Annotated in this window: 15 protein-coding genes; 6 read left to right on the top strand and 9 right to left on the bottom strand. The window is 71.8% G+C overall.

The features are described from left to right. Positions 1–29 precede the first annotated feature (29 nt). The 4 genes from pepN to OG841_RS34605 form a co-directional block, all read right to left on the bottom strand. Positions 30–2,525, bottom strand: coding sequence for an aminopeptidase N (pepN, locus tag OG841_RS34620; RefSeq protein ID WP_328637793.1), 2,496 nt, complete (start codon positions 2,523–2,525; stop codon positions 30–32). 56 nt (positions 2,526–2,581) lie between these two features. Then, positions 2,582–3,136 (bottom strand): response regulator, encoded by a 555-nt coding sequence (locus OG841_RS34615; protein WP_328637794.1) that lies wholly within the window; start codon positions 3,134–3,136, stop codon positions 2,582–2,584. A 138-nt stretch (positions 3,137–3,274) separates the two neighbouring features. Next, positions 3,275–3,625 (bottom strand): chorismate mutase, encoded by a 351-nt coding sequence (locus OG841_RS34610; protein WP_328637795.1) that lies wholly within the window; start codon positions 3,623–3,625, stop codon positions 3,275–3,277. Positions 3,626–4,331: 706 nt separating this feature from the next. After that, complete coding sequence (locus tag OG841_RS34605; RefSeq protein WP_328637796.1) at positions 4,332–5,204, bottom strand: helix-turn-helix domain-containing protein; 873 nt, start codon at positions 5,202–5,204, stop codon at positions 4,332–4,334. An 84-nt stretch (positions 5,205–5,288) separates the two neighbouring features. Here OG841_RS34605 and OG841_RS34600 point away from each other — a divergent pair, with 84 nt between their 5' ends. Both OG841_RS34600 and OG841_RS34595 read left to right on the top strand, forming a co-directional pair. Next, a complete protein-coding gene (locus OG841_RS34600; RefSeq protein ID WP_365118445.1) occupies positions 5,289–7,058 on the top strand; it encodes a glycoside hydrolase family 35 protein in 1,770 nt (589 codons plus the stop codon). 37 nt (positions 7,059–7,095) lie between these two features. Then, complete coding sequence (locus OG841_RS34595) at positions 7,096–7,977, top strand: hypothetical protein (protein ID WP_328637798.1); 882 nt, start codon at positions 7,096–7,098, stop codon at positions 7,975–7,977. Between the two features lie 15 nt (positions 7,978–7,992). On the opposite strand, the gene OG841_RS34590 is transcribed toward OG841_RS34595, so the two are convergent. Then, the gene (locus OG841_RS34590; RefSeq protein WP_371568058.1) at positions 7,993–8,898 is read right to left on the bottom strand and encodes an SDR family oxidoreductase; all 906 of its coding nucleotides are present in this window, start codon (positions 8,896–8,898) and stop codon (positions 7,993–7,995) included. A 22-nt stretch (positions 8,899–8,920) separates the two neighbouring features. Next, the gene (locus OG841_RS34585) at positions 8,921–9,661 is read right to left on the bottom strand and encodes an SDR family oxidoreductase (RefSeq protein ID WP_371568055.1); all 741 of its coding nucleotides are present in this window, start codon (positions 9,659–9,661) and stop codon (positions 8,921–8,923) included. A 54-nt stretch (positions 9,662–9,715) separates the two neighbouring features. Here OG841_RS34585 and OG841_RS34580 point away from each other — a divergent pair, with 54 nt between their 5' ends. Genes OG841_RS34580 through OG841_RS34565 form a run of 4 tightly spaced genes read left to right on the top strand, consistent with a single transcriptional unit; the run spans position 9,716 to position 13,048 of the window. Further along, the gene (locus tag OG841_RS34580) at positions 9,716–10,474 is read left to right on the top strand and encodes an enoyl-CoA hydratase family protein (RefSeq protein ID WP_328637801.1); all 759 of its coding nucleotides are present in this window, start codon (positions 9,716–9,718) and stop codon (positions 10,472–10,474) included. Then, positions 10,471–11,286, top strand: a complete 816-nt coding sequence (locus OG841_RS34575) for a CoA transferase subunit A (protein WP_328637802.1) — start codon at positions 10,471–10,473, stop codon at positions 11,284–11,286. The genes OG841_RS34580 and OG841_RS34575 overlap by 4 nt, the downstream gene beginning before the upstream one ends. Then, positions 11,283–11,999, top strand: coding sequence for a CoA-transferase subunit beta (locus OG841_RS34570; RefSeq protein ID WP_328637803.1), 717 nt, complete (start codon positions 11,283–11,285; stop codon positions 11,997–11,999). The genes OG841_RS34575 and OG841_RS34570 overlap by 4 nt, the downstream gene beginning before the upstream one ends. Further along, on the top strand, positions 11,999–13,048 hold the full coding sequence (locus OG841_RS34565; protein ID WP_328637804.1) for an NAD(P)H-dependent flavin oxidoreductase: 1,050 nt from the start codon (positions 11,999–12,001) through the stop codon (positions 13,046–13,048). The genes OG841_RS34570 and OG841_RS34565 overlap by 1 nt, the downstream gene beginning before the upstream one ends. Positions 13,049–13,189: 141 nt before the next feature. Here the strand turns inward: OG841_RS34565 and OG841_RS34560 are convergent, their stop codons facing one another. Genes OG841_RS34560 through OG841_RS34550 form a run of 3 tightly spaced genes read right to left on the bottom strand, consistent with a single transcriptional unit; the run spans position 13,190 to position 15,804 of the window. Next, positions 13,190–14,347 (bottom strand): acetyl-CoA C-acetyltransferase, encoded by a 1,158-nt coding sequence (locus tag OG841_RS34560; RefSeq protein WP_328637805.1) that lies wholly within the window; start codon positions 14,345–14,347, stop codon positions 13,190–13,192. A 23-nt stretch (positions 14,348–14,370) separates the two neighbouring features. Further along, on the bottom strand, positions 14,371–14,961 hold the full coding sequence (locus tag OG841_RS34555) for a TetR/AcrR family transcriptional regulator (protein ID WP_328643504.1): 591 nt from the start codon (positions 14,959–14,961) through the stop codon (positions 14,371–14,373). Positions 14,962–15,009: 48 nt separating this feature from the next. Next, on the bottom strand, positions 15,010–15,804 hold the full coding sequence (locus tag OG841_RS34550) for an SDR family oxidoreductase (protein WP_328637806.1): 795 nt from the start codon (positions 15,802–15,804) through the stop codon (positions 15,010–15,012). Between the last annotated feature and the right edge of the window lie 37 nt (positions 15,805–15,841).

Genomic DNA, 15,841 nt, shown 5'->3' with positions numbered 1-15,841 from the left:
GGGGTACTCCCGTACGGGGAAAACCCGCTCTACATCTGCCTCACGCGCAACGCGCGTCCCAGATCGTCGAGTTGGTCGACCAGCTTGCGGCGCAGGGCGGGGATGGGGTCGGCGTCGCGCAGACAAGCCCGGCCGAGAGCCTGGTTGTCGTCGTCGATGGCGTGGTCGGGGAATGCCCAGCGGCCGGCGGCGTCGGCGATCGCGGGGCCCCGGCGGGCGGCGAGGGCGACGGCGTCCTCGTAGTAGCGGGGCACGTACTGCCGTACGAGTTCGGCCTGTTCGGGCTGCCAGAAGCCCTGGGCGGTGGCGGTGAACAGGTAGTTGGAGAGGTCGTCGCCGGTGAACATCGCCTCCCAGGCCTGTGCCTTGGCCTCCTCGGTGGGGAGGGCGGCGCGGCAGCGGGCGGCGCCTTCCTGGCCGGTGGCCGAGGGGTCGCGTTCCAGTTCGGCGGCGATCGCGGTCTCGTCGGTGGCGCCGAGGACGGCGAGGCGGGCGAGGACGCGCCAGCGCAGTTCGGGGTCGAGTTCGGGGCCGCCGGGGACGGTGCCGTCGGCGAGCCAGGCGGCGATGGTGTCGGGCTGGGAGGTGACGTTGATGCCGTGCCGGACGGCGATCAGGCGCAGGCCGGGGTTGTCGCCGTCCTCGGTGCGGCGGATGAGGTCGCGGCACAGGGAGGAGAGGGTGGCGAGGGCCGCGGGGCGCTGTTCGGGGGTGACGTAGCGGTCGGCGACGTAGGTGGAGGCGAAGGCGAGGACGCCCTGGACGAGAGCGAGGTCGGTCTCGTGCGGGAGGTGGGCGCGGGCCGCCTCCAGGTAGGCGGTGGGCGGGAGTTCGCCGTCGCGGACGGCGTCCCTGAGGGCGTTCCAGACGACCGCGCGGGTCAGCGGCGAGGGCAGGCCGGAGAGGCTCTCGGTGACCGCTTTGAAGGACTCGTTGTCGAAGCGGACCTTGGCGTAGGTGAGGTCGCCGTCGTTGAGCAGCAGGAGGGTGGGGCGCTTGCCGATGGGCAGCGGGCCCTGGGAGTCGGCCCTGGGGACGTCGAGGTCGAGGCGTTCGCGCAGGACGAGGTGGCGGCCCTCGTCGGACACGTCCTGGTCGTAGAGGCCGACGGCGATGCGGTGGGGGCGGCTGCCCTTGTGCTCGACCTGGAGGGTGTACGTGCCTTCCTCGGCGCGGGTGACGGTCGGCCTGAGGGTGTCGACGCCGGTGGTGCGCAGCCAGGCGTCGGCCCAGGCGTGGACGTCGCGTTCGGTGGCGGAGGCGAGGGACTCGATGAAGTCGGCGAGGGTGGCGTTGGCGAACTTGTGGCGGGCGAAGTGGGTGTTGATGCCGGCGAGGAAGTCCTTCTCGCCGAGCCAGGTCACCAGTTGCCGGAGTGCGGAGGCGCCCTTGGCGTAGGAGATGCCGTCGAAGTTGAGGAGGGCCGAGGCGGTGTCGTTGACTTCGTCGGGGGCGACGGGGTGGGTGGAGGGGCGCTGGTCGGCGTCGTAGCCCCAGCCCTTGCGCATGACGCCGAAGTCGACCCAGGTGTCGGTGAAGCGGGTGGCTTCGGTGAGGGTCTGGTAGCCCATGTACTCGGCGAAGGACTCGTTCAGCCAGATGTCGTCCCACCAGCGCAGGGTGACGAGGTCGCCGAACCACATGTGGGCCATCTCGTGGGCGATGACCATGGCGCGGGTCTGGCGTTCGGTGTCGGTGACGGCGGAGCGATAGACGAACTCGTCGCGGAAGGTGACGAGGCCGGGGTTCTCCATGGCGCCGGCGTTGAACTCGGGGACGAACGCCTGGTCGTAGGAGTCGAAGGGGTAGGGCTCCTCGAACTTCTCGTGGTAGCGGTCGTAGCACTGCCGGGTGATCTCGAAGAGTTCGTCGGCGTCCGGGTCGAGGTAGGGCGCGAGGGAACGGCGGCAGTGGATGCCGAAGGGCAGGCCGCGGTGTTCGGTGCGCACGGAGTGCCAGGGGCCGGCGGCGACGGCGACGAGATAGGTGGAGATCAGGGGGGTGGGGGCGGCCTGCCAGCGGCCGTCGCCGAGGTCGGAGGTGATGCCGTTGGCGAGGACGGTCCAGTCCTCGGGGGCCTTCACGGACAGGTCGAAGACGGCCTTGAGGTCGGGTTGATCGAAGGCGGCGAAGACGCGCTGGACGTCCTCCATGAACAGCTGGGTGTAGACGTAGGTCTCGCCGTCGGTGGGGTCGGTGAAGCGGTGCATGCCCTCGCCGGTGCGGGAGTACCGCATGACGGCGTCGATGCGCAGTTCGTGCTCGCCGGCGGTGAGCGCCTTGAGGGGCAGCCGGTTCTCGTGCAGCGTCTCCGGGTCGAGGGGGTGGCCGTCCAGGGTGGCCCCTCGCAGTTCGACCGGCTTGAGCTCGACAAAGGTGTCCGCCTCCGCGCGCGCGGTGAACCGGATGACGGTCTGGGACTCGAAGGTCTCGTCGCCGGTGGTGAGGTCGAGCGCGATGGTGTAACGGTCAACGTCGAGGAGCTTGGCACGGGTCTGCGCTTCGTCGCGCGTCAGTACGGACATGCAGGACATGCTGCCTGATGGCAGGGGCAACTCACAGAGGCGGATCGGTACACGCCTTATGTCCGGTCCTGTTCGAGCTCCCCGGTGTGCGCCCCTTGTCCGCGCTGCACCGGTACCCGGGCGTCCGGGTGGGGCAGGGGTCGGCGGGCGGCGCTCTCCTCGTCGTTCTCGCCGTGGCCCTTGACGAGAGCGCGTAGCTCCCGCACCTCGTGTTCGAGGGCGAGGTGGCGCCGGTGGGCGTCGAAGAGGTACCGGACCTTGGTGCGCAGGGCCCATGGGTCGATGGGTTTCATCACGAGGTCGGCGACGCCGAGGCCGAAGGCGGTGGAGGTCAGTTCGTGGTCGGCGCCGAAGCCGGTGAGCAGGATGACGGGGATGTGCTGGGTCTGCTCCAGGCGCCGCATGTAGCGGACCACGTCGAGGCCGCTGACGCCGGGCATCCGCACGTCGAGGAGCAGGAGGCCGACCTGGCCCCGGAGCACCTGCTTGAGGGCCTCGTCCCCGCTGGTGGCGCGGGCGAGCCGGTAGCCCAGCGGGGCCAGGGCACTCTCCAGGGCGTAGAGGGTGTCCTCGTGGTCGTCGACGATGAGGATCTTGGCATCCGAAGGCATGGCCCGACCTCCCTCCCTCGCGGACAGCCAGCCTACGCCCGCGTCCTGACGCGGAGTGCTCGCGGGCTGACAAGGAGTGCACAGCGCAGCATGCCGCGTGCGGGCCGCCGTGTCACCTCCCCGGGGCGTCGGTCGAGGTCAATCGGCCAGGGGGGTGGGGCCGTTCACGGTGTCCTCGGCGATGCGCTCGTGGTGTCTGATCACCTCGGCGATGATGAAATTCAGGAACTTCTCAGCGAAGGCCGGGTCGAGTTTGGCGTTCTCGGCGAGGGTGCGCAGCCGCTCGATCTGGCGGGCCTCGCGGGCCGGGTCGGCGGGCGGCAGCTGGTGGCGGGCCTTGAGGTGGCCGACCTGCTGGGTGGCCTTGAAGCGCTCGGCGAGCATGTGGACGACGGCCGCGTCGATGTTGTCGATGCTGTCCCGCAGACGGGCGAGCTCCTCGCGGACGGCGGGGTCGACGTCACCGGATCCGTTGTTGCTGGTGGTCATGGGCGACAACCCTACGGGCGCGGGGCCAACGAATCGCAGGCGGACCGGCCGATCGGCAGCGCGGGTGGTCAGGTCATCGGCGAACCGGCCCGGCCGGGAACGCGTGCGATCAGGTCCACGGCAGACCGGCCCGATCGGCGGCGCGGGCGATCAGATCCCAGCGAACCGACCCGTTCGCCGGCGCGGGCGGCCAGATCCTCGGCGGACGGGCCTACCGGCAGCACTGGCGATCAGGTCCACGGCAGACCGGACCGATCGGCGGCGCGGGCGATCAGAGCCTCAGCGAACCGACCCGATCGCCGGCGCGGGCGGCCAGATCCTCGGCGGACGGGCCTACCGGCAGCACGGGCGATCAGGTCCACGGCAGACCGGACCGATCGGCGGCGCGAGCGATCAGAGCCTCAGCGAACCGACCCGATCGCCGGCGCGGGCGGCCAGAAGCACAGCGGGCGGGCCTACCGGCAGCACGGGCGATCAGGTCCACGGCAGACCGGACCGACCGACAGCACGGGCAACCAGATCCGCAGCAGACCGAACCGGCCACCAGCACAGATGACCAGAACCACAGCGGACCAGCCTACCGCCAACACAGACGACCAGAACCACGGCAGTACCGACCCGCCCCCCGACCCCCGCCGGACCGCCATGCCCACCCACACAAACGACCCGACCCACGCCAGACCGCCCCGCCCAGCAACACGAGCGATCAGACCCGCGGCGGATCGTCCGGATCCGGTACCTGGTTGCTCCAGCCGCCGGGGACCGTCCGGCTCTCCTGGGCGCGGAAGCGGATCGGGGGCATGCCGACGCGGCGGGTGAACAGGCGGGAGAAGTAGGCGGGGTCGTCGTAGCCGACGCGGCGGGCGATCGAGGCGACGGGGAGGTCGGTGGCGGCGAGGAGTTCCTTGGCGCGGCCCAGGCGGATGCCGAGGAGGTAGTCCTTGGGGCTGCAGCCGGCGCCCCGGCGGACGGCGGTGCGCAGTTCGGCGAGGGTCATGCCGTGCCGGGCGGCGTGGTCGGCGACCGACATCGGCTTGCAGGCGTCGCGGGCGAGGGCCTTGAGGACCGGATCGCCGTCGGGGGCGAGGTCGGCGCGGGCGCGGCGCAGGGCGACGAGGAGTTCATGGACGGCGGCGCCGGTCTCCACCTCCAGGAGGGGGTTGTCGCGGCGGGCGGCCCGGGCGATGCGGGCGATCACCGCACGCGGTCCGGTGGCGTCGGACAGGGCCACGACAGGGCGGTCGGGCTCGATGTAACCCAGTTCGGTGTACGTGGCGGTGGCGGGCCCGGTGAAGCCGACGAAGCCCTCGTCCCAGCCGGCCCCCGGGTCGGGCGCGTAGTGGTGCGGGACACCGGGGGTGAGCCACAGCAGCGCGGGCGCGGTGACGGTCCTGCGCCGGCCGTCGGGAGTCTCGTACCACCCGGTGCCGGTGCTGATGACGACGGCGACGTGGCTGTCGAGGGTGCGGGGACCGACGGTGGGCAGCGGGCCGTACTGGAGTCCGACCCCGAGGCAGACCAGGCCCAGGCGGTGATGGACGGGGCTGGGCGTGAGGAACCGCATCCACGTGTGGTACATCGCGCTCCTTGCCTGCGCTTCGGTCCAAGCAGCGACGATCTTTGTCCATGGACCTGGCCGCCGCCAGTCGTGAGGGTGGAGCCTATGAGCGAGTTCACGGTGGGTGAAACCGATTTCCTGCTGGACGGACGGCCGGTGCGGCTGCTGTCCGGCGCGCTGCACTACTTCCGCGTGCACGAGGCCCAGTGGGGGCACCGGCTGGCGATGCTGCGGGCGATGGGCCTCAACTGCGTGGAGACGTACGTGCCGTGGAACCTGCACGAGCCGCACCCGGGTGACGTCCGGGACGTGGAGGCGCTGGGCCGCTTCCTGGACGCGGCCCGGGAGGCGGGGCTGTGGGCGATCGTCCGCCCGGGCCCCTACATCTGCGCGGAGTGGGAGAACGGCGGTCTGCCGCACTGGCTGAAGGGTCACGCACGCACGAGCGACGAGGTGTACCTGGGGCAGGTGGAGCGCTGGTTCCGGAGGCTGCTGCCCCAGGTCGTGGAGCGGCAGATCGACCGCGGCGGCCCGGTGATCATGGTTCAGGCGGAGAACGAGTACGGCAGCTACGGCTCGGACGCCGCCTATCTGCTGCGGCTGGCCGAGCTGCTGCGCGCGCAGGGGGTCACGGTGCCGCTGTTCACCTCGGACGGCCCCGAGGACCACATGCTCACCGGCGGCTCGATTCCCGGTGTCCTCGCCACGGTCAACTTCGGCTCCGACGCACGGACGGCCTTCGCGTCGCTGCGCCGGTACCGCCCGGACGGCCCGCTGATGTGCATGGAGTTCTGGTGCGGCTGGTTCGAGCACTGGGGCGGCGAGCAGGTCGTACGGGACGCCGGGGACGCGGCCGCGGCGCTGCGGGAGATTCTGGAGTGCGGCGCCTCGGTGAACCTCTACATGGCGCACGGGGGCACGAACTTCGCCGGCTGGGCGGGCGCCAACCGGGGCGGCGGCGCGCTGCACGACGGTCCGCTGGAGCCGGACGTGACGTCGTACGACTACGACGCGCCGATCGACGAGTACGGCAGGCCGACGGAGAAGTTCTGGCGCTTCCGTGAGGTGCTGGCGCAGTACGGTCCGGTGGCCGACCTGCCGCCCGCGCCCGGCGTGCTGGAGGCGGACGCCGACGTGGACCTGTCCGGGTGGGCGTCCCTGTCCGCCGTGCTGGAGGAGCGCGGCGGACCTCCCCAGGAGGGCCCCGTCCCGCCGACCTTCGAGGAACTGGACGTCGATCGGGGGCTCGTGCGGTACGAGGTGACCGTGCCGGGGCCGCGGCAGCCGTATCCGCTGACCGCGCGGGGGCTCAGGGATCTCGCGGTGGTGTACGTCGACGGGGAGCGGGCCGGGGTGCTCACCGAGGAGGATGTCCAGCTCAAGGAGCCGGTCGCGGGGCACGCGCGCGTGGAGCTGTGGGTGGAGTCGCTGGGGCGGGTCAACTACGGGCCGCGGAGCGGGGAGGGCAAGGGGATCACCGGGGGGCTGCTGCACGAGCGGCAGTTCCTGCACGGGGTGCGGGCGCGGGGGCTGCGGCTGGACGCGCTGGACTCCGTGACCGGGATCGGCTTCCAGGAGGTCCCGGGGGGAGGCTCGCCGGGGCTGTACCGGGGTGAGGTGTCCGTGCGGGGCGCCGGGGACGCGGTGCTGGAGCTTCCGGGCTGGACCCGGGGATTCGTGTGGGTCAACGGCTTCAACCTCGGCCGGTACTGGTCGACGGGCCCGCAGCGGACGCTGTACGTGCCCGGTCCCGTGCTGCGGGAGGGCGGCAACGACGTGTGGGTGCTGGAGCTGGAGGAGGCACCGGCGAGCGGGACCGTGCTCCGGCTTCGTACGCCCGGTCCGACCCACGAGAATCCGCTCACGACCTCGTAGAGTGGAGTCGGGTTCTGGGCGTCTTGGGGGTACGGGCGTGACGAACGACGGACCGGTCCAGCACGGCTACCCGCACCTGGAGACGGTGCGGGCGTCGATCAACGCGCTCTACAAACGGCTCTCCTACGACACCGTCCAGACGTTCGCGACGAGTGTGGCGCCGGTGGATGTGGCGTTCTGCGACACCGACGATCTCCATCTCGGCGCGCAGCGGGTGGCCCGGGAGCTGGTGCGGCACTACCGGCTGCCGGACGCCCGGTTCGTGGTCGGCTTCCGGGAGATGACCCACGCGGCGAACGTCGAACTGACCGCGGGCCCGGAGTACTTCGTCGAGCTGAACGACCGGTTCCGCACGCATCGGCGGGACATCGGCGCGGCGCTGGCGCACGAGGTCATGCACGTGTATCTGCACCGGCTGGATCTCTCCTTCCCGGGGGTGCGCGAGAACGAGATCCTCACGGACACGGCGGCGACGTATCTGGGGGCGGGGTGGCTCCTGCTGGACGCGTACCGGGAGGACGCGGCGTCGTCGCAGAAGCTGGGGTATCTCACGCCGGAGGAGTTCGGGTACGTGCTGGCGAAGCGGTCGCTGGTGTTCGGGGAGGATCCCTCGGTGTGGTTCACCAGTGCGCAGGCGTACACGGCGTATGTGAAGGGGATGGCGCAGGCCCGCCAGGACTCCGAGCAACCGCCCCTCACGGCGGCGGGCTGGGCGGGCCGACGCCGCTACGCACGAGACCGTCGGCACGCGCCCGGCCCGCAGCCGGGCGTCCCCTACACCTTCACCCCGGACGGCCCCGGGCGCCTGCGGGTGTCGTTCCCCTGTCCTACCTGCCATCAGCGGATTCGGGTGCCGGTCCGGGGGCGGGTGCGGGCGCGGTGTGCTCTGTGCCGGACGGTTCTGGAGTGTGACACGTAGGGCAGGCGGACCCGGTTACGCCCCGTACACCGGGCCCGGCGCCTCCGCCTCGCCGAGCAGCTTCAGGGTCGCTTCCCCCGCCTCCGCCGGAGTCCACGTCGCCCCTTTGTCGGCGGTCGGGCCGGGCCGCCAGCCCTCCATCACCGTGATGCGGCCGCCCTCCGCCTCGAAGACCCTGCCCGTCACTCCCGCGCTCGCCTCGGAGCCCAGCCAGACCACCAGGGGTGACACGTTCTCCGGTGCCATCACGTCGAAGCCGTCGGTCGGGGCGGCCATCGTGTCGGCGAAGGTCTGTTTCGTCATCCTCGTCCGGGCCGCGGGGGCGATCGCGTTGACCTGGACGCCGTAGCGGGCGAGCTCGGCCGCCGCGACCAGGGTGAGGCCGACGATCCCGGCCTTCGCGGCGCTGTAGTTGCCCTGTCCGACCGAGCCCAACAGGCCTGCTCCGCTGCTGGTGTTGATGATGCGGGCGGTCGGCGTGCGTCCCGCCTTCGCCTCGGTCCGCCAGTGTGCCGCCGCGTGCCTCAGCGGCAGGAAGTGGCCCTTCAGGTGGACCCGCGTCACCGCGTCCCAGTCCTCCTCGTCGAGGTTCACCAGCATCCGGTCGCGCAGGAACCCCGCGTTGTTGACGAGGGTGTCGAGGCGGCCGTACGTCTCCAGGGCCGCCCGGACGAGGGACGCGGCACCGTCGGCCGTGGCGATGTCGCCGCCGTGGGCGACCGCTTCGCCGCCCGCCGCGCGGATCTCCTCGGCCACGAGGGAGGCGGGGCTGTCGGGGCCCGGGGTGCCGTCGAGGCCGACGCCGAGGTCGTTGACGACGAGCCGAGCTCCCTCGGCGGCGAAGGCGAGGGCGTGGGCGCGGCCGAGACCGCGGCCCGCGCCGGTGACGACGACGACCCGGCCGTCGCAGATTCCGGTCATCTCACGTCTCCTTGTCGATGGTTCACGTCTCCTTGTTGACGGTTGCGGCGTCGAGGAACGCCGGCCGTTCGCCGCCGCCGTGCACCAGCAGCGAGGCCCCGCTGATGTACGCGGCGGCGTCCGAGGCGAGGAACACGGCCGCCGCCCCGACGTCCGACGGCTCGGCGAGGCGCCCGAGCGGGACCGTGCGGGAGACGGCGGCGACGCCCTCCTCGTCGCCGTAATGCAGATGCGACCGCTCGGTGCGGACCATGCCGACGACCAGAGTGTTGACGCGCACGTCCGGCGCCCACTCCACGGCCATCGAGCGGGCGAGGTTCTCCAGGCCCGCCTTGGCCGCCCCGTACGCGGCCACGCCGGGCGAGGGCCGGCCGCCGCTGACGCTCCCGATCATGACGATCGACCCGCGGGTCCGCTTCAGGTGGTCGTACGCGGCCAGCGACACCGTCAACGGGGCGAGGAGGTTCAACTCCAGCACACGGAGGTGTCGTTCGGGGCCGGCGTCGGCGAGCAGCCGGTAGGGCGCCCCTCCCGCGTTGTTGACGAGTACGTCCAGGCGCGGCAGTTCGGCGAAGAACTGCCGTACGGCGTCCGCGTCCCGGACGTCCAGGCTCACGAACCGCGCCTTCGGCAACGGCACTTCGGGCGGTCTGCGCGCACAGACGACGACCTCGGCGCCCGCCTCCGCGAAGGAGCGGGCGATCCCGGCGCCGACTCCACGCGTCCCGCCGGTGACGACCACGACCCTCCCGTTCAGCTCCATTCACCGCTACCCTTCACCTAACAAACGTTTGGTGGAAAGGTAGCTGATGCTTCCATGGGTGTCTCCACCTCGCCCCCGGAAAAGGGGCCGGAAAAGGACGGGATCGCCGTCGTCACGGTCGACTTCCCGCCGGTGAACGCCCTGCCGGTGGACGGCTGGTTCGCCCTGGCCGACGCGGTGCGCGCGGCCGGCCGGGACCCTCGGGTGCGGTGCGTGGTGCTGGCGGCGAAGGGACGCGGGTTCAACGCCGGGGTGGACATCAAGGAGCTCCAGGCAAGGGGCCCCGGAGCACTGGTCGGCGCCAACCGCGGCTGTTTCGAGGCCTTTTCGGCGGTGTACGAGTGCGAGGTGCCCGTCGTCGCGGCCGTGCGGGGATTCTGCCTGGGCGGCGGCATCGGGCTCGTGGGCAACGCGGACGTCGTCGTGGCGAGCGAGGACGCCGTCTTCGGACTGCCCGAGCTGGACCGCGGCGCGCTGGGCGCGGCCACCCATCTGTCCCGGCTGGTCCCGCAGCATCTGATGCGGGCCCTGTACTACACCTCGCGCACGGTGACGGCGGCCGAGCTGCACGCGCACGGATCGGTGTGGCGGGTGGTGCCACGCGATGAACTCAACGCGGCCGCACTGGAGTTGGCCCGCGAGATCGCCGCCAAGGACGGGGAGCTGCTGCGCCTGGCCAAGGCCGCCATCAACGGCATCGACCCCGTCGACGTCCGCCGCAGCTACCGCTTCGAGCAGGGTTTCACCTTCGAGGCGAGCGTCAGCGGGGTCGCGGACCGGGTCCGGGACCGGTTCGGGAAGGAAGAGGCATGACCGACAAGACGATGACCGCCGACGAGGCCGTCTCCCGCCTGCGCAGCGGCATGACCCTCGGCATCGGCGGCTGGGGATCCCGCCGCAAACCCATGGCCCTGGTCCGCGCGTTGCTGCGCTCCGAGATCACCGACCTGACGATCGTGGCGTACGGCGGCCCCGACGTCGGCATGCTCGCCGCCGCCGGACGGATACGGAAACTGGTAGCCGCCTTCGTCACGCTCGACTCGATCCCCCTGGAACCGCACTACCGCGCGGCCCGCGAGGCCGGTGCCTTCGAGCTCATGGAGATCGACGAGGCGATGTTCATGTGGGGCCTGCACGCGGCCGCGAACCGGCTGCCGTTCCTGCCGGTGCGAGCCGGGCTCGGCTCCGACGTCATGCGGGTCAACCCGGGCCTCAGGACGGTGACTTCGCCGTACGACGACGGGGAGACGTTCGTCGCGGTGCCCGCCCTGCGCCTGGACGCGGCCCTGGTCCACGTCAACCGCGCCGACCGGCAGGGCAACGGGCAGTACCTGGGCCCCGACCCCTACTTCGACGACCTCTTCTGCGAGGCGGCGGACGCGGCCTACCTCTCGTGCGAACGGGTCGTCGACACCGCCGAGTTGACGAAGGAGGCGGCTCCGCAGTCGCTGCTGATCGCACGGCACACGGTGACGGGGGTCGTCGAAGCCCCGAACGGCGCCCACTTCACGTCCTGCGCACCCGACTACGCCCGGGACGAGGCCGCCCAGCGGGAGTACGCGACCACCCCCTGGCCGGAGTTCGCCGAGCGCTACCTCGCATCCCCCGAAGGGACCGGCTCATGACCGTCACCCGTGCCGAGTACTGCGTGATCGCCTGCGCCGAGGCCTGGCGGGGTAACGGCGAGGTGCTGGCCAGCCCCATGGGTCTGATCCCGGCCGTCGGCGCCCGGCTCGCCCGGCGGACGTTCTCCCCCGACCTCCTCATGACCGACGGCGAGGCCCTGCTGGTGGGCGTCGACGGCACCGTCGAGGGCTGGCTGCCCTACCGTCGGCACCTCGCCCTGGTCACCGGCGGCCGACGGCACGTGATGATGGGCGCGAGCCAGATCGACCGGTACGGCAACCAGAACATCTCGTGCATCGGCGACTGGACGCGGCCGAAGCGGCAGTTGCTCGGCGTGCGGGGGGCACCGGTCAACACCCTCAACAACCCGACCAGTTACTGGGTACCTAGGCACTCTCCGCGCGTCTTCGTGGAGAAGGTCGACATGGTGTGCGGGGTGGGGTACGACCATGCGGACGGCGCCCCCCATCACCGTATCCCCCGGGTCGTCTCCGACCTGGGTGTCTTCGACTTCGCGACGCCGGACCACTCGATGCGGCTGGCGTCGGTGCATCCGGGGGTCACCGTGGCACAGGTGCGGGAGGCCACCGGGTTCGATCTGGTGGTCCCGGACGAGGTGCCGTACACGCGCGAACCGACCGAGCGGGAGCTGCGGTTGATCCGTGAGGTGATCGATCCGCAGAACGCCCGGTCCAGGGAGGTCGGCGCCTGATGGAGACCACGCTCACCCGGCTGGTGGGTGTCCGCCGTCCGATCGTGCAGACCGGGATGGGGTGGGTGGCGGGCCCGCGCCTGGTCTCCGCCGCGGCGAACGCGGGCGCGCTCGGCATCCTGGCCTCCGCGACCATGACGGTCGACCGGCTCCGGGATGCCGTGCGGGAGGTGAAGTCCCGTACGGACGCCCCCTTCGGGGTCAATCTGCGGGCCGACGCGGCGGATGCCGGTGACCGGGTGCGCGTGATCGTCGAGGAAGGGGTGCGGGTGGCGTCCTTCGCCCTCGCGCCCTCCGCCGAGCTGATCGGCGCGCTCAAGGAGGCGGGGGTGGTCGTCGTCCCGTCCGTCGGGGCCCGGCGGCATGCCGAGAAGGTCGCTGCCTGGGGCGCGGACGCGGTGATCGTGCAGGGCGGCGAGGGCGGCGGGCACACCGGGGACGTGGCGACGACGGTCCTGCTGCCGCAGGTGGTGGACGCGGTGGACATCCCCGTCGTGGCGGCGGGGGGCTTCTTCGACGGGCGGGGTCTGGTCGCGGCGCTGGCGTACGGGGCGGCGGGCGTCGCCATGGGGACCCGTTTCCTGCTCACCTCGGACTCGACGGTGCCGGACGCGGTGAAGGCCCGCTATCTGGCGGCGACGGTCAAGGACGTGACGGTGACCCGGGCGGTCGACGGCCTCCCCCACCGCATGCTCCGCACGGACCTGGTGGAGTCCCTGGAGAACACGGGCCGTGCACGCACCCTGCTGCGCGCGACCCGGCACGCCGCCGCCTTCCGCAGGCTCTCCGGCCTGACCTGGCGGCAGCTGGTCCACGACGGCCTCGCGATGCGCCACGGCAAGGACCTCGCCTGGAGCCAGGTGCTGCTCGCCGCCAACACCCCCATGCTGCTCAGGTCGGCGATGGTGGACGGCCGTACGGATCTCGGAGTCATGGCCTCCGGGCAGGTCGCCGGGGTGATCGACGACCTGCCCTCGTGCGCGGAACTGGTGGAACGGATCATGAAGGAGGCGGAGCAGGTCCTGACGGGCCTCACAGCCTCTCGATGATCGTCAGGTTCGCCTGCCCCCCGCCCTCGCACATGGGCACCATCCCCGACGGCCCCCTCGCACCGCTCGGCCCCCGGGGGCCTCACGGGCTTCGGGAGCCTGCGCCGGACTCCGTCCGCCGAAGCGGGTGCCCCGCCGGCATCACAGCCTCTCGATGATCGTCACGTTCGCCTGCCCCCCGCCCTCGCACATGGTCTGGAGGCCGAACCGTCCGCCCGTGCGCTCCAGTTCGTGCAGCAGGGTCGTCATCAGCTTCACCCCGGTCGCCCCCAGTGGATGACCGAGGGCGATCGCGCCGCCGTTGACGTTGACCTTCCGCGGGTCCGCGCCCGTCTCCTTCAGCCAGGCCAGGACGACCGGGGCGAAGGCCTCGTTGATCTCGACGAGGTCGATGTCGTCGATGGTGAGGCCGGTCTTCTTCAGGGCGTGGGCGGTGGCCGGTATGGGGGCGGTGAGCATCCGGATGGGGTCCTCGCCGCGTACGGAGAGGTGGTGCACACGTGCGCGTGGGGTCAGGCCGTGTTCGCGCACCGCCCGCTCCGAGGCCAGCAGCATGGCCGCCGCCCCGTCGGAGACCTGCGAGGAGCAGGCAGCGGTGATGGTGCCGCCCTCGATCACCGGCTTCAGACCGGCCATCTTCTCCAACGACGTGTCCCGGCGCGGGCCCTCGTCGACCGCGACCTCGCCGTAGGCCACCGTCTCGCGCTCGAAGCGCCCCTCGTCGATGGCCCGCAGGGCCCGCCGGTGGGACCGGAGCGCGAACTCCTCCTGGTCCTCGCGGCTGATCCCCCACTTCCCGGCGATCATCTCGGCACCGACGAACTGGTTCACCGCCCGGTCCCCGTACCGCGCCCGCCACCCCTCGCTGCCCGCGAAGGGCCCCTGGGTCAGTCCGAGCGGCTCGGCGGCCTGCCGGGTCGCGAAGGCGATCGGGATCATCGACATGTTCTGCACCCCGCCGGCGACGACCAGGTCCTGCGTCCCGGACAGCACGCCCTGCGCGGCGAAGTGCACGGCCTGCTGCGAGGACCCGCACTGGCGGTCCACGGTCACCCCGGGCACCTCCTCGGGCAGCCCGGCGGCGAGCCACGAGGTCCGCGCGATGTCCCCGGCCTGCGGCCCGACCGCGTCCAGGCAGCCGAAGACGACATCCTCCACGGCGGCCGGATCGACCCCCGCCCGCTCCACCAGCGCGACCAGCACCCGCGCTCCCAGATCGGCCGGGTGGACCCCGCTCAGTCCTCCCCCGCGCCGCCCGACGGGCGTACGGACCGCTTCGACGATGTAGGCCTCGGCCATGACAACTCCCTTGCGTGTAAGGGCTATTCGCGTACGGCGATCCCGTCCAGCACCATCGACAGGTACTGCCGGGCGATCTCCTCCGGGCTGTGCTGTCCGCCGGGCCGGTACCAGGACGCGGCGACCCACACGGTGTCGCGCACGAACCGGTAGGTCAGCCGTACGTCGAGGTCGGCCCGGAACACCTCGGCCGCGACCCCGCGCTCCAGCGTGGACAGCCAGGCCTTCTCGAACCTGCGCTGCGACTCGGCGAGGAACGCGAACCGCTCCTGCGCCACCAGTTGCTTGCTCTCCTTCTGGTAGATCGCGACGGCCGCGCGGTGCCGGTCGATCTCCCGGAACGACTCGGTGACCAGGGCCTCCAGCGTCTCGCGCGGGTCGAGTTCGGCGCCCAGGACGGCGTCGTAGCCGCCCCAGAGCTCGTCGAGGAAGGTCCGCAGGATCTCCTCCAGCATCGATTCCTTGGAGTCGAAGTGGTAGTAGAGGCTGCCCGCGAGCATGCCCGCGTGGTCCGCGATCTTGCGTACGGTCGTGGCGTTGTAGCCCTGTTCGGCGAAGACCTCGGCGGCGGTGTCGAGGAGTTCGCGACGGCGCGCGGGCGCTGCGGCGCTCATCTGGGGCTTCTTCTTGGTCGGCTTGGTCGGCACGGAGTCATTGTCGTCCTATGCGTGCTGGCTGCTGACGGCGACGACCTCGCCGGTCATGTACGAGGAGTAGCCGGACGCCAGGAACACGATCACGTTGGCCACCTCCCAGGGCTCGGCGTACCGCCCGAAGGCCTCACGCGCGGTCAGTTCCTCCAGCAGCTCGGCCGAGGTCACCTTCACCAGGTGCGGGTGCATGGCGAGGCTCGGTGACACGGCGTTGACGCGTACGCCGTACTCGGCGGCCTCCAGGGCCGCGCAGCGGGTCAGCGCCATCACGCCGGCCTTCGCGGCGGCGTAGTGCGCCTGTCCGGTCTGGGCGCGCCAGCCGACGACGGAGGCGTTGTTGACGATCACGCCGCCGGAGCCCCTCGCGTCGCGCATCAGCCGCAGGGCCGCCCGGGTGCACCGGAAGGTGCCGGTCAGGGTGACGTCCAGGACACGGGTCCACTGCTCGTCGGTCATGTCGACGAGGGCTGAGGTGCCGCCGAGGCCGGCGTTGTTGACGACGACGTCGAGTCGGCCGTGCTCCCGCAGGGCCGCTTCGAACAGAGCCTGGACCTGTGCCTCGTCCGTCACGTCACAGGGCAGCGCGGCGACCCGCTCGGGCCCGAACTCCCCGGCCAGCTCGGCGCCGTACTCCTTGAGCCGTCGTGCGTGCGCGTCGCTGATCAGGACGCGCGCGCCCTCCTCCAGGAAGCGGCGTGCGGTCGCCCCGCCGATGCCCGCGCCGGCCGCGGCGGTGATGACGGCGGTGCGCCCCTTCAGCAGCCCGTGCCCCGGTTCGTACACCGGGCTCTCGACGCCTGTCATGGCGCCACGCTAACCTACCAAACACTTGTTAGGGAAG

The sequence above is a fragment of the Streptomyces canus genome, assembly GCF_041435015.1.
Taxonomy (GTDB): Bacteria; Actinomycetota; Actinomycetes; order Streptomycetales; family Streptomycetaceae; genus Streptomyces; species Streptomyces canus_G.
The sequence above is the reverse complement of the archived record's forward strand: the minus strand, read 5'-3'. Positions and strand labels throughout refer to the sequence as shown.

What these genes read in the sequence shown, in the direction of transcription:
- pepN (WP_328637793.1), bottom strand. Translation starts at nt 2,525, where the DNA reads ATGTCCGTACTGACGCGCGACGAAGCGCAGACCCGTGCCAAGCTCCTC.
- OG841_RS34615 (WP_328637794.1), bottom strand. Translation starts at nt 3,136, where the DNA reads ATGCCTTCGGATGCCAAGATCCTCATCGTCGACGACCACGAGGACACC.
- OG841_RS34610 (WP_328637795.1), bottom strand. Translation starts at nt 3,625, where the DNA reads ATGACCACCAGCAACAACGGATCCGGTGACGTCGACCCCGCCGTCCGC.
- OG841_RS34605 (WP_328637796.1), bottom strand. Translation starts at nt 5,204, where the DNA reads ATGTACCACACGTGGATGCGGTTCCTCACGCCCAGCCCCGTCCATCAC.
- OG841_RS34600 (WP_365118445.1), top strand. Translation starts at nt 5,289, where the DNA reads ATGAGCGAGTTCACGGTGGGTGAAACCGATTTCCTGCTGGACGGACGG.
- OG841_RS34590 (WP_371568058.1), bottom strand. Translation starts at nt 8,898, where the DNA reads ATGACCGGAATCTGCGACGGCCGGGTCGTCGTCGTCACCGGCGCGGGC.
- OG841_RS34585 (WP_371568055.1), bottom strand. Translation starts at nt 9,661, where the DNA reads ATGGAGCTGAACGGGAGGGTCGTGGTCGTCACCGGCGGGACGCGTGGA.
- OG841_RS34580 (WP_328637801.1), top strand. Translation starts at nt 9,716, where the DNA reads ATGGGTGTCTCCACCTCGCCCCCGGAAAAGGGGCCGGAAAAGGACGGG.
- OG841_RS34575 (WP_328637802.1), top strand. Translation starts at nt 10,471, where the DNA reads ATGACCGACAAGACGATGACCGCCGACGAGGCCGTCTCCCGCCTGCGC.
- OG841_RS34570 (WP_328637803.1), top strand. Translation starts at nt 11,283, where the DNA reads ATGACCGTCACCCGTGCCGAGTACTGCGTGATCGCCTGCGCCGAGGCC.
- OG841_RS34565 (WP_328637804.1), top strand. Translation starts at nt 11,999, where the DNA reads ATGGAGACCACGCTCACCCGGCTGGTGGGTGTCCGCCGTCCGATCGTG.
- OG841_RS34560 (WP_328637805.1), bottom strand. Translation starts at nt 14,347, where the DNA reads ATGGCCGAGGCCTACATCGTCGAAGCGGTCCGTACGCCCGTCGGGCGG.
- OG841_RS34555 (WP_328643504.1), bottom strand. Translation starts at nt 14,961, where the DNA reads ATGAGCGCCGCAGCGCCCGCGCGCCGTCGCGAACTCCTCGACACCGCC.
- OG841_RS34550 (WP_328637806.1), bottom strand. Translation starts at nt 15,804, where the DNA reads ATGACAGGCGTCGAGAGCCCGGTGTACGAACCGGGGCACGGGCTGCTG.